The following is a 13,531-nucleotide window of genomic DNA, read 5'->3' on the forward strand; positions in this document are numbered from 1 at the left end:
CCGTCAAGATCTAACAGCTGAAGAAAAAGATGCAGCTAAGAAAGAAGCTCAAGCGAAAGCAGCTGAAGCGAACCAAGCCATCGATGCTCAACCAGATGTAGCCGCAACACCAGAAGAAGCCAAAGCAGCTCAAGATAAAGTAGAAGCCGCTAAGACACAAGGTGTAGAAGCGATTAAAGCTGTGAATCCAGAAACAACTGCTAAAGAAGCCGCTGACAAAGCCATTGATGACGCTCTTGCTGCTAAGAACAAGGCCATTGATGAGCGTACAGACTTGACAGATGCAGAGAAGAAAGCTGCTAAAGACAAGGCTAAGGCAGAAGCAGACAAGGCTAAGGCAGCAGTAGCAGCCGCAACAAGTGATGCAGAAGTAGCTAAAGCCAAAGAAGCCGGTGAGTCTGCAGTTGGTGCTGTGAATCCAGTAGCCAAAGATGCTGCTAAGAAAGCAGTGGCAGATGAATTAGCTAAGAAAGAAGCAGAAATCGATGCCCGTCAAGATCTAACAGCTGAAGAAAAAGATGCAGCTAAGAAAGAAGCTCAAGCGAAAGCAGCCGAAGCGAACCAGGCCATTGATGCTCAACCAGATGTAACCACAACACCAGAGGAATCAAGGAAGGTTCAAGGAGCAGTAGATAGTGCTAAGGAACACGGTGTAGCAGCGATTAAAGCTGTGAATCCAGAAACAACAACTAAAGCTGCAGCCAAGAAAGCTATTGATGATAAGCTAGCTGAACAACTAAAAGCCATTGAAAACACACCAGATGCTACGGATGAAGAAAAAGCTGAAGCTGCTGAAAAAGCGACAGCCTTAGCCAAAGAAGCTAAGCAAGCAATTGATATTGCTACAACAGATTCAGAGGTTAAGAAACTTCAAGATGATGCAAATGCTGAAATAGGGAAAGTTTTACCTGTTGTAGAAGATAAACCAAATGCTCGTAAAGCCATTGATGAGCAAACAAAAGCGAAGAAAGAAGAGATTGACGCGCGTACTGACTTATCTCCTAAAGCGAAAGAGAATCTTAAAGATAAAGCAGATCAAATAGCAGCCGAAGCTAAGAAATTAGTAGATGCTGCGAATAAAGAAGCAGATGTTAATAAGATTCAAGACGCAGATAAATCGGCAATTAGAGCAGTTGGGGATATTAACAGACCAATTGATAAAGTGCTAGTTAATGATCCAGCCAACCTAAAAGCTGAGGAAAAAGCTAAAATCTTAGAAGAAGTGAAGAAAGTGAACCCAACAGCCAAAGAGGTTAAATATAACGACGCTGGAAATATTGAAGTTACTACAGCAAATGGTGATAAGGGAATCATTAATCCAACTGATCTGGTGAAAACGTTGGAGAATCTAGATAATGGTAAAGGTGGAAACGATATTAACAAACCACTTGATAAAGTTATCATCAAGGATAAATCGATGTTGACAGAGTCAGAAAAAGCTCAAATTATTGCTGCTGTTAAGTCTGTAAATCCAAATTCTATTGTGCTACTCGATGCAGACGGAACTGTTTCAGTGTCTACACCAGAAGGTCAGACTGCAACGATTCCATCAACTGAGTTAGTGAGAACTAAGGAAGATACAGCTAAATCTGACGCAGGAAATGGTGAAATTGTTAAACCAGCAGATAAAGTGGTTGGTGAACCGACTGATTCAGCTGCACAAGCCAAAGTAGAAGAAAAATTAAGAAAACTCAATCCTGAGGCTAAATCTGTTAAATTTGATGATAAAGGTAACGCTACTGTTACTTTAAATGATGGAACTGTGGCAACAATTCCATGGAAAGATTTATTCAAATCACCGGAAGACGCAACTAAACCAAACGCAGGCAACGACATCGTTAAGCCGGCGGATAAGACGGTTGTAGCGAACTCAGACAAGTTGACAGTTGCAGAGAAGAAAGCTATTGAAGAAAAGGTTAAAGCAGTTAACCCAGGAGCGACTGTAGTAGTGGACGATAAAGGAAATGCCACAGTCACAACACCAGAAGGTAAGACAGCCGTTATTCCAGCAACAGACTTGACGAAGTCAGCAGCAGATGCGGCTAAACCAAATGCAGGCAATGATGTCAATACACCAGCAGCTAAAACTGTAGCAGCGAACCTAGACAAGTTGACAGAGGCTGAGAAGAAAGCTATCGAAGAGAAGGTTAAAGCAGTCAACCCAGGCTCAACTGTAGTAGTAGACGATAAGGGTAATGCTACAGTTACAACACCAGAAGGTAAGACAGCGGTCATTCCAGCCACTGATTTAGTGAAAACACAAGATGATATTACTAAAGAAAATGCAGGCAATGATGTCAATACACCAGCAGCTAAAACTGTAGTAGCAGATCCAGATGCCTTAACTCCAGAAGAGAAGAAAGCTATCGAAGAGAAGGTTAAAGCAGTCAACCCAGGTTCAACTGTAGTAGTAGACGATAAAGGTAATGCAACAGTAACTAAAGCTGATGGTACAGTTCTGAATATTCCAGCTTTAGACCTAGTAATCCCAGCTGGAAACCTAGCTGACGAAGCTAAGACTGCTAAAGTGAAAACACCAGCATTCCGTACATTAGTTGGAAACAAAGATAACTTAACGGAAGATGAAAAAGCAGCAGTTAAGAAAGCAATTGAAGCCGTCAATTCAGGAGCGACTGTAGTAGTAGACGATAAAGGTAACGCCACAGTAACACTAGATGGAAATACAGTATCGATTGCAAAAGACCAATTAGTGAAAACAGAAAGTGATGTAACAGCTAAGAATAGCGGAGATAACATCAACCTTGACTTTGAAAAAGAAACAGTAGCAGACTTTACTAACTTAACAGATTCAGAAAAAGAAGCTGCAAAAGCTAAGATTAAAGCAGCAAATGCTGATGTAGTAGATGTTCTCTTTGACAAGGCAGGCAATGCAACTGTTGTAACTAAAGATGGCAAAGTTTTAGCAATTACCGCTGAAGCTATCTTTAAACAAGCTCCTTCAGCTCAAAATAACGGAGCTACTAACACTGAAGCAAAAGTGGATAAAGCTAAGTTAGCAGATGCTATTCGTCAGTTAGATGGACTAATCATCCAAGAATCAACTAAGCTTGATGCAGAAACTGCAAAAGCAGCGAACGCATTATCAGCGGATGCTAAGAAAGTATTTGCCAATGCAGATGCAACTCAGGCAGATGTGGCTGCAACGGTTAAACGTATCGAAGACTTCCTGGCGAAAGTTTCTCCAGCAACTAATCATGCAAGTCCAGCTAATGACCAAGCTGCTCAAACACCAGCTGTAGTTCCAGCTCAAGCAGCAAATGCCAACCAAGCAGCAACAAACGTGCGTACAGTCGCTAAAGAGTTGCCAAATACAGGTACAGCAGATTCTACTGTAGCTATGGTAGCAGCTGCCGCAAGTGCCTTACTTGGTCTTGGTCTTGCAGGTCGTCGTCGTAAAGAAGACGAAGAAGCTTAATTGGTAGATTATTTGATAATTATCAGATGATAAGTCCGATTTTCAAAGCTTAACAAGTACCTCTCATAAGAAAATCTCCTAGCAGGAAAGCCTGCTAGGAGATTTTTGCATTTCAGGAAGTGGACGGCTGATTTGGTAACCAGCTGAGGGTGAAGGTTAACTGCTCAGCTTTTAGGAGGTCTTGGTGTTGGATGCTAGACACTGGGGTCTTGTCCAGTCGGCATTCTTTGACAAAGTTAAAATGGTTGTGGTTTTGCTCCGTATGAATATCCAGCCATTTACCTTCTTTAGCTAGGTAGAGTCGTAGATGGTCAAAGAGAGGGATTCCGAGATCATAGCTTGATTTTCCTGGACAGGTAGGATAAAATCCGAGAGCTGACCAGATGTACCAAGCAGAGAGACTGCCATTGTCTTCATCGCCAGGATAGGCTTGCCAACTTGGGTGAAAGGCTTTCTGACGGAGCGTCTTGATAAGAAGGGCAGTGTAGTCAGGGTAGTTGCTGTAACGGAAGAGATAAGGAATGTGGAAGCTCGGTTGGTTGGAAATAGCGACTTGTCCAAAAGGAGCGGTAGCCATCTCGCTCATTTCGTGAATCTCGTAACCATAGCCTGTTGTCTCAAAGAGGGGAGCATCTTGACAGGTTTTCAAAAGATAGTTGCTGAAGGCTTCTTTTCCACCCATAAGCTGGATTAAGTCTGGGATGTCGTGGAGAACGCCTAAAGTCGCTTGGATGGCTGAACATTCGGCATAATCACGTCCCCAACTATAGGGAGAGAAGTCAGGGCGGAAGTTGCCTTGATTGTCTCGCGCTCGCATGTATCCTGTTTCAGCGTCAAATAGATGGCGGTAATTTTGTGAAGCAGTCCTATAGATTTCCGCGATGTCATTCTGACCTAGTTTTTTGGCACAGCTGGCGATACAAAAGTCGCTATAGGCATAGTCTAGGGTGTGGCTGACGCTTTCGTGGTGGTCGGTAGAGAGGTAGCCAAGTTCTTGGTATTGGGCTAGTCCGTGACGACCATTGATGCCGAGAGGGTCGGACTTGCTGGCTGTTTCGAGCATGGCTTGAAGGAGTTCTTCTTCTAAGTCAGGAGCCATGTCCTTGCAGGCGCTATCTGCGATAATGCCGTCTAAAAGTGTACCTGGCATCATGCCACGTTCATCTGGAGCCAGCCATTTTGGAAGGAAACCAGTATCGCGGTAGCTATTGAGAAAACCTTCTAAAAAGAAACGATAATACTCTGGTATGATAAGGGCAAAGAGGGGGAAGGTGGTGCGGAAGGTATCCCAGAAACCATTGTTGCTAAAGAGGACACCAGGCTTGACAGTTCCAGTAGCCAGATCCATATGGATGGCTTGCCCTGATTCATCAACCTCATAAAAAGTCTGAGGAAAGAGGAAGAGTCTGTAGAGACAGTGGTCAAAGAAGGTTCGGTCAGTCTCTCCTGTCTCTATAACGTCAAAACGATGGAGGAGATTTTTCCAATCCGCTTGGGCATTTGTTTTACAGTTATCAAAATCTTCTTGAGGTAGATTAAGCAGAGCCTGAGAGTGAGAGATGAAAGAAGTCGCTAGCTGAATTTCAGCATGACTATCTGCCAGGTCGATTCGCCAGTCTCCCCCTTCTTGGCTGATAGCAAGGATATCCGTATTCATTTGCAGGGCTGTGAACATCGTTAGTGGATTTTTGTTGGTTTCAGTTTTTCCTTCTTGTCGCAGGGCAAGAGTTCGCTTATCTACCTGCTCTACTGTCAGTTTATCTGCTGCGTGAAGATAGAGGGAGAGGGCTTTGCCTTGCTTTTGCTCCAAACGAATAGAAGCACCGTAGCAAGTCGGTGTGAGCTGGATTTCAATCTGATAGCGCAGGGAGAAAATCTTCAGATAATGAGGTTGGAAAGAAGCCTTATCCATATCATAGGAAGACTGACGATGGAAGAGGCTGTCTCCACCTAGCTGGCCTGTGACAGGTGTCAGAAGGAGCCAAGAGTAGTCGCCAATCCAAGGGCTGGGCTGGTGGGTTAATCGAATCCCCTGAAAGATAGGCAGATGCGGATCGAAAAACCAAAATCCATCCTGGTCACTGGTCTGGGGTACAAAGTAATTCATCCCAAAAGGAAGGCCTGTGTATGGCAGGGTATTTCCCCGAGAAAAGGCATGCTTGCTGGCAGTACCAAAGCGGGTATCGATGGTTTCAAGTAGTGGTTTCATAGTCTTTCCTTTAGCTGTTTTTCTACATTATATCAGAAAAATAGAGCCTTTAGATATGGGGTTCAAAAGAAAGCAATTTTGTAGAAAAATGACTATCATTTGTGTATGTATTTTCTGTCTCAAAAGCTATATACTGAAAATGAAACTTGTTTGAAAGAGGATACTGCACGATGATTTATTCGAAAGAAATTGTTAGAGAATGGCTAGATGAAGTGGCAGAGCGGGCTAAGGACCATCCAGAGTGGGTGGATGTTTTCGAGCGTTGCTACACAGATACCTTGGACAATACGGTTGAAATCCTAGAAGACGGTTCAACCTTTGTACTCACAGGAGATATTCCTGCTATGTGGCTTCGGGATTCGACAGCCCAACTCAGACCCTACTTGCATGTGGCTAAAAGAGATACTCTCCTGCGTCAGACCATTGCAGGTTTGGTCAAACGTCAGATGACCTTGGTACTCAAGGATCCTTATGCCAATTCCTTCAACATTGAGGAAAACTGGAAGGGGCACCATGAGACTGACCACACAGACCTTAATGGCTGGATTTGGGAACGCAAGTATGAGGTGGACTCGCTTTGCTATCCTTTGCAGTTGGCTTATCTCCTCTGGAAAGAGACTGGCGAGACTAGTCAGTTTGATGAGACTTTTGTCGCAGCGACTAAGGAAATTCTCCATCTTTGGACGGTGGAACAAGACCACAAGAACTCTCCTTATCGTTTTGTCCGAGATACGGACCGCAAGGAAGACACCTTGGTAAATGATGGCTTTGGACCTGATTTTGCAGTGACAGGCATGACCTGGTCAGCCTTTCGTCCGAGTGATGATTGCTGCCAGTATAGTTACTTGATTCCGTCAAATATGTTTGCAGTTGTTGTTTTGGGGTATGTGCAAGAAATCTTTGCAGCATTAAACCTAGCTGATAGCCAGAGTGTTATCACAGACGCTAAGCGTCTTCAGGATGAAATCCAAGAAGGAATCGAAAACTACGCTTACACCACCAACAGTAAGGGTGAAAAGATTTATGCCTTTGAAGTGGATGGCCTAGGAAATGCCAGCATTATGGATGATCCAAACGTACCAAGTCTACTAGCTGCGCCCTATCTGGGCTACTGTTCGGTCGATGATGAAGTGTATCAAGCTACTCGCCGTACCATTCTGAGCCCTGAAAATCCATATTTCTACCAAGGAGAATACGCAAGCGGTCTCGGCAGTTCTCATACCTTCTATCGCTATATCTGGCCAATCGCCCTTTCTATCCAAGGCTTGACAACAAGAGATAAGGCAGAGAAAAAATTCTTGCTGGATCAGCTGGTTGCTTGCGATGGCGGTACAGGTCTTATGCATGAAAGCTTCCACGTGGATGACCCAACTCTCTACTCTCGTGAATGGTTCTCTTGGGCCAACATGATGTTCTGTGAATTGGTCTTGGATTACTTGGATATCCGCTAAGGAGCGTGATTTATATTCTTCGAAAATCTCTTCAAACTACGTCAGCTTTATCTGCAACCTCAAAGCAGTGTTTTGAGCAGCCTATGGCTAGCTTCCTAGTTTGCACTTTGATTTTCATTGAGTATTAGCGCAACTGATTCTTGGAAAGAATCACAAATTTACATTTAAAACGTTAACAATAAAAATTTAAATTTAGAATGAGGTTTTACTTCATGGAAAATGTTGTCGTACATATTATCTCACATAGTCACTGGGACCGTGAGTGGTACTTGCCTTTTGAAAGCCATCGTATGCAGTTGGTGGAATTGTTTGACAATCTCTTTGATCTCTTTGAAAATGACCCTGAGTTTAAGAGTTTCCATTTAGATGGACAAACCATTGTCCTCGACGACTACTTGCAAATTCGCCCTGAAAATCGTGACAAGATTCAACGCTACATTGACGAAGGAAAATTGAAAATTGGTCCCTTTTACATTTTGCAGGATGATTACTTGATTTCAAGTGAAGCCAATGTCCGCAATACTCTTATTGGTCAGCAAGAAGCTGCCAAATGGGGCAAATCAACCCAGATTGGTTACTTCCCAGATACCTTTGGAAATATGGGACAAGCGCCTCAAATTCTTCAAAAATCAGGCATTCACGTGGCAGCCTTTGGTCGTGGTGTGAAACCGATTGGTTTTGATAACCAAGTCCTCGAAGATGAGCAGTTTACTTCTCAGTTTTCAGAAATGTACTGGCAGGGTGCGGACGGAAGTCGTGTCCTCGGAATTCTCTTTGCCAACTGGTACAGTAATGGGAATGAAATCCCAGTTGATAAAGATGAGGCCTTGACCTTCTGGAAACAAAAATTGTCAGATGTGCGTGCCTACGCTTCGACCAACCAGTGGTTGATGATGAACGGCTGTGATCACCAGCCTGTACAGAAAAATCTGAGCGAAGCCATTCGTGTGGCAAATGAACTCTTCCCAGATGTAACCTTTGTTCACAGTTCCTTTGATGAATATGTCCAAGCTGTGGAAGGTGCGCTTCCTGAACACTTATCAACGGTGACAGGCGAGTTGACCAGTCAGGAAACAGACGGCTGGTACACACTTGCCAATACTTCTTCATCTCGTATTTATCTCAAACAAGCCTTCCAAGAAAATAGCAACCTCCTAGAGCAAGTTGTAGAACCCTTGACGATTATTACGGGTGGCCACAACCACAAGGACCAGTTGACCTATGCTTGGAAAACACTTTTGCAGAACGCGCCCCATGATAGTATCTGTGGCTGTAGCGTGGACGAAGTTCACCGTGAGATGGAAACTCGTTTTGCCAAGGTTAACCAAGTCGGAACCTTTGTTAAGACCAATCTTCTCAACGAGTGGAAGGGTAAAATCGCTACAGCTAAGGCTCAAAGTGATTATCTCTTTACTGTCATTAACACAGGCTTGCATGATAAGGTTGATACTGTCAGCACAGTGATTGATGTTGCGACTTGTGATTTCAAGGAATTACACCCAACGGAAGGCTACAAGAAGATGGCTGCTCTTACATTGCCAAGCTACCGTGTGGAGGATTTGGATGGGCGTCCTGTAGAGGCTAAAATCGAAGATCTTGGGGCTAATTTTGAGTACGATTTACCAAAAGACAAGTTTCGCCAAGCTCGTATCGCTCGCCAAGTGCGCGTGACCATTCCAGTTCACCTAGCACCGCTTTCTTGGACAACTTTCCAATTGCTGGAAGGAGAACAAGAACACCGTGAGGGTATTTACCAAAACGGAGTGATTGATACACCATTCGTAACGGTGAGTGTGGATGACAACATCACAGTTTATGACAAGACAACTCACGAAGCCTACGAAGATTTTATCCGCTTTGAAGATCGTGGGGACATCGGAAACGAGTATATCTATTTCCAACCAAAAGGAACAGAGCCAATCTATGCAGAGCTTAAGGGCTACGAGGTCTTGGAAAACACAGCTCGCTACGCTAAGATTTTGCTCAAACATGAATTGACCGTGCCTGTCAGTGCAGATGAAAAGCTAGAAGAAGAGCAAAAAGGTATCATCGAGTTTATGAAGCGTGAAGCTGGACGGTCAGAAGAATTGACAAACATTCCTCTGGAAACTGAGATGACTATCTTCGTTGATAATCCACAAATCCGTTGCAAGACTCGCTTTACCAACACTGCCAAAGACCACCGTATCCGTCTCTTGGTCAAGACTCATAACACGCGTCCAAGCAATGATTCTGAAAGCATCTATGAGGTGGTGAAACGACCAAACAAACCAGCTGCTTCATGGGAAAATCCTGAAAATCCTCAACACCAACAAGCCTTTGTTAGTCTGTATGACGATGAAAAAGGGGTGACTGTATCTAACAAGGGATTGAATGAATATGAAATCCTTGGAGACGACACCATTGCCGTGACTATTTTGCGTGCATCAGGTGAGCTAGGTGACTGGGGTTACTTCCCAACACCAGAAGCTCAGTGTTTGCGTGAGTTTGAAGTCGAGTTTGCGCTTGAATGCCACCAAGCCCAAGAACGCTTCTCAGCCTATCGTCGTGCTAAAGCCTTTCAGACACCATTTACCAGCCTTCAGCTTGCTAAACAAGAAGGAAGCGTGGCTGCGACTGGTAGTCTCTTGAGCCATTCTGTTCTCAGCATACCGCAAATCTGTCCAACAGCCTTTAAGGTAGCTGAAAATGAAGAAGGCTATGTCCTTCGCTACTACAATATGTGTAGTGAAAATGTGCATGTACCAGAAAGTCAACATCTCTTCCTTGACCTACTTGAACGACCATACCCAGTTCATAGAGGCTTCATTTCACCACAAGAAATTCGTACAGAATTGATTAAAAAAGAAGAAATTTAATTTCAAAAAGTAAACATAAAAAGAAAGGAGGGGCGAAAAGGTAAGAACTAACTGCTGATTCGCCCCTTTTTATGGTAAAAACAATGACTATTGCAACGATTGATATCGGAGGGACTGGAATTAAGTTTGCCAGTCTGACTCCTGATGGGAAAATATTGGATAAGACAAGCATTCCAACGCCTGAAAGTTTGGAGGATTTACTAGCTTGGCTAGACCAGCGCTTGTCAGAGCAGGATTATAGCGGGATTGCTATGAGCGTTCCAGGCGCGGTCAATCAAGAGACAGGTGTGATTGATGGCTTCAGTGCCGTCCCTTATATCCACGGCTTTTCGTGGTATGAGGCGCTTGCTCATCATCAACTACCTGTCCATCTGGAAAATGATGCCAACTGCGTTGGACTCAGTGAATTGCTGGCTCATCCAGAACTTGAAAATGCAGCCTGTGTCGTGATTGGGACAGGGATTGGCGGAGCCATGATGATCAATGGTAGACTTCATCGAGGTCGCCACGGTCTGGGTGGAGAATTTGGCTACATGACAACCCTTGCCCCTGCTGAAAAGCTCAACAACTGGTCGCAACTAGCGTCAACTGGGAATATGGTACGATACGTGATTGAAAAATCTGGTCAGACTGATTGGGACGGTCGCAAGATTTACCAAGAGGCCGCAGCAGGAAATGACCTTTGCCAAGAAGCCATTGAGCGCATGAACCGTAATCTGGCGCAAGGCTTGCTTAATATCCAGTATCTGATCGATCCAGATGTCATTAGTCTGGGAGGCTCTATCAGTCAAAATCCAGATTTTATCCAAGGTGTCAAGGAAGCTGTTGAAGACTTTGTCGATACCTACGAAGAATACACGGTCGCACCTCTTATCCAAGCCTGCACCTATCATGCAGATGCCAATCTCTACGGTGCCCTTGTCAACTGGTTACAGGAGGAAAAGCAATGGTAAGATTTACAGGGCTTCATCCCAAACAAGCGCAAGCTATTGAAGTATTAAAAAAGCACATTCCGCTACCAGATGTAGAGGTAGCTGTCGCTCAATCTGACCAAGCCTCCATCTCTATCAAGGGTGAGGATGGTCACTATCAATTGACCTACCGCAAACCTCACCAACTTTATCGTGCCTTGTCCTTGTTGGTAACAGCTCTAGTAGAAGCTGACAAAGTAGAGATTGAGGAGCAGGTAGCTTATGAAGATTTAGCCTACATGGCTGACTGTTCTCGAAATGCGGTGCTGAATGTGGCTTCTGCCAAGCAGATGATTGAGGTCTTGGCTCTCATGGGCTACTCAACCTTTGAGCCTTACATGGAAGACACCTACCAGATTGAAGGGCAGCCTTACTTTGGCTATTTCCGCGGGGCTTATTCGGCTGAGGAGTTGCAGGAAATCGAAGCCTATGCCCAGCAGTTTGACATGACCTTTGTGCCTTGCATTCAGACCTTGGCCCACTTGTCAGCCTTTGTCAAATGGGGTGTCAAGGAAGTGCAGGAACTCCGTGATGTAGAGGACATTCTCCTCATTGGCGAAGAAAAGGTTTATGACCTGATTGATGGTATGTTTGCCACCCTGTCTAAACTACAAACTCGCAAGGTCAATATCGGGATGGACGAAGCCCACTTGGTTGGCTTGGGACGTTATTTGATATTGAACGGTGTTGTGGATCGTAGTCTCCTAATGTGTCAACACTTGGAGCGCGTGCTGGATATTGCTGATAAATATGGTTTCCACTGCCAGATGTGGAGCGATATGTTCTTTAAACTTATGTCAGCAGATGGCCAGTACGACCGTGATGTGGAAATTCCAGAAGACACTCGTGTCTACCTAGACCGTCTCAAAGACCGTGTGACCTTGGTTTACTGGGACTATTATCAGGATAGCGAGGAAAAATACAATCGCAACTTCCGCAATCATCATAAGATTAGTCATGACCTTGCCTTTGCAGGTGGAGCTTGGAAGTGGATTGGTTTTACGCCTCACAACCATTTCAGCCGTCTAGTGGCTATTGAGGCCAATAAAGCCTGTCGTGCCAATGACATCAAAGAAGTCATCGTGACTGGTTGGGGAGACAATGGTGGGGAAACAGCCCAGTTTTCTATTCTCCCAAGCTTGCAAATTTGGGCCGAACTAAGCTATCGCAATGACCTAGACCGTTTGTCTGCTCACTTTCAGACCAATACTGGTCTATCGGTTGAAGATTTTATGCAGATTGACCTTGCCAACCTCTTGCCAGACCTGCCAGGCAATCTCAGTGGCATCAATCCTAACCGCTATGTCTTTTATCAGGATGTCCTCTGTCCGATCCTTGACCGACACATGACACCTGAACAGGACAAACCACACTTTGCTCAGGCAGCTGAGACCCTTGCTGAAATCAAAGAAAAAGCTGGTGCTTACTCTTACCTCTTTGAAACTCAGGCTCAGTTGAACCAGATTTTAAGTAGCAAAGTAGATGTGGGACGACGCATTCGTCAAGCCTATCAAGCGGATGATAAGGAAAGTCTGCAAGAAATCGCAAGACAAGAATTACCAGAACTCAGAAGCCAAATTGAGCACTTCCATGCGCTCTTTAGCCACCAATGGCTGAAAGAAAACAAGGTCTTTGGTTTGGATACAGTTGATATCCGTATGGGCGGACTCTTGCAACGCATCAAGCGAGCAGAAAGCCGTATCGAGGCTTATCTGGCTGGTCAGATTGACCACATCGATGAGCTGGAAGTAGGAATCTTGCCATTTAACGACTTCTACGCAGACAAGGGCTTCGCAGCCACAACAGCTAACCAATGGCATACTATTGCGACAGCTTCAACGATTTATACAACTTAAAAACAAGAACACCTTGCCTGGCGCAGGGTGTTTCGCGTGAAACAGAAGAATTATCTAGTTTCAAATGCCACAGTTAGACAAACTTATGATAGAATAGCAGAAAGGGAATGTTTCCTAAGAGCAATTCTATCGATTAGCACTTAGAGGTATTGTGGTACACTTAAAATTAGTAAAACAAGAAATAGAAGCTGAAAAGCCAGCATCTGTAGAAGCCTGGGTCATTTTCGTCAAATTTTAAAAAGGTTGCTACCGACATATACAAATTCCAAAAACAAAAACGTTAGTAGAACTAGCAGATGTGATTTTATGGAGTTTTGATTTTGCAAATGATCATGCTCATGCATTTTTCATGGATAATGTTGCGTGGAGTCATGCAGATTCTTACTTTCTTAGCTTTGTTAGTGATGATGTTGAAGAACGTTACACAGAAAATGTCTATCTGGATACCCTAAGTGTCAAACAAACATTTAAGTTTATTTTCGACTTCGGTGATGAATGGCGTTTTGAATGCCAAGTGCTGAGAGAAATCGAGACAGAGGGCGAAGAAGCTTATCTCGTACGTTCGGTTGGAACGCCGCCAGAACAATATCCAGATTATGATGGTTTTGACTATGAAGAATGGTAAAATTGATTGTTAAACAATCTAAAAAACAATTGGAATCAGTCTGTGTAGGCTTAATATTTCAATTGTTTTTTTGTGATGGTTTCAGATAAGAGAGTTTTTTAATACTCAATGAAAATCAAAGAGCA

Annotated in this window: 7 protein-coding genes; 6 read left to right on the forward strand and 1 reads right to left on the reverse strand. The window is 44.0% G+C overall.

The annotated features are described in order from the left end of the window. Window positions 1–3,436: DUF1542 domain-containing protein (locus tag HT703_RS05700; protein ID WP_172929968.1), on the forward strand; the 3,436-nt coding region annotated here is incomplete at its 5' end. Window positions 3,437–3,548: 112 nt separating this feature from the next. Here HT703_RS05700 and HT703_RS05705 read toward each other — a convergent pair. After that, window positions 3,549–5,645 carry a GH92 family glycosyl hydrolase gene (locus HT703_RS05705; RefSeq protein WP_172921804.1) on the reverse strand — a complete coding sequence of 699 codons (2,097 nt, stop codon included), beginning with the start codon at window positions 5,643–5,645 and terminating at the stop codon, window positions 3,549–3,551. A gap of 170 nt (window positions 5,646–5,815) precedes the next feature. On the opposite strand from HT703_RS05705, the gene HT703_RS05710 reads away from it, so the two are divergent. From HT703_RS05710 to HT703_RS05730, 5 genes are all read left to right on the forward strand, one after another. Beyond that, window positions 5,816–7,096 carry a glycoside hydrolase family 125 protein gene (locus HT703_RS05710; protein ID WP_172929969.1) on the forward strand — a complete coding sequence of 427 codons (1,281 nt, stop codon included), beginning with the start codon at window positions 5,816–5,818 and terminating at the stop codon, window positions 7,094–7,096. Between the two features lie 212 nt (window positions 7,097–7,308). Then, window positions 7,309–9,954, forward strand: coding sequence for an alpha-mannosidase (locus tag HT703_RS05715; protein WP_054392877.1), 2,646 nt, complete (start codon window positions 7,309–7,311; stop codon window positions 9,952–9,954). Window positions 9,955–10,037: 83 nt separating this feature from the next. Then, entirely contained in the window at window positions 10,038–10,907 is an 870-nt protein-coding gene (locus HT703_RS05720) for an ROK family protein (RefSeq protein WP_172929971.1), read from the forward strand. Continuing rightward, window positions 10,901–12,781, forward strand: a complete 1,881-nt coding sequence (locus tag HT703_RS05725) for a beta-N-acetylhexosaminidase (RefSeq protein ID WP_172929970.1) — start codon at window positions 10,901–10,903, stop codon at window positions 12,779–12,781. The genes HT703_RS05720 and HT703_RS05725 overlap by 7 nt, the downstream gene beginning before the upstream one ends. A gap of 298 nt (window positions 12,782–13,079) precedes the next feature. Then, window positions 13,080–13,406 carry a plasmid pRiA4b ORF-3 family protein gene (locus HT703_RS05730; protein WP_238375687.1) on the forward strand — a complete coding sequence of 109 codons (327 nt, stop codon included), beginning with the start codon at window positions 13,080–13,082 and terminating at the stop codon, window positions 13,404–13,406. The last annotated feature ends 125 nt before the right edge of the window (window positions 13,407–13,531 follow it).

It is taken from the genome of Streptococcus sp. 3874 (genome assembly GCF_013276425.1).
Classification (GTDB): Bacteria; Bacillota; Bacilli; order Lactobacillales; family Streptococcaceae; genus Streptococcus; species Streptococcus pseudopneumoniae.

Coding starts and splice junctions, on each gene's coding strand:
- HT703_RS05705 (WP_172921804.1), bottom strand. CDS start 5,645: ATGAAACCACTACTTGAAACCATCGATACCCGCTTTGGTACTGCCAGC.
- HT703_RS05710 (WP_172929969.1), top strand. CDS start 5,816: ATGATTTATTCGAAAGAAATTGTTAGAGAATGGCTAGATGAAGTGGCA.
- HT703_RS05715 (WP_054392877.1), top strand. CDS start 7,309: ATGGAAAATGTTGTCGTACATATTATCTCACATAGTCACTGGGACCGT.
- HT703_RS05720 (WP_172929971.1), top strand. CDS start 10,038: ATGACTATTGCAACGATTGATATCGGAGGGACTGGAATTAAGTTTGCC.
- HT703_RS05725 (WP_172929970.1), top strand. CDS start 10,901: ATGGTAAGATTTACAGGGCTTCATCCCAAACAAGCGCAAGCTATTGAA.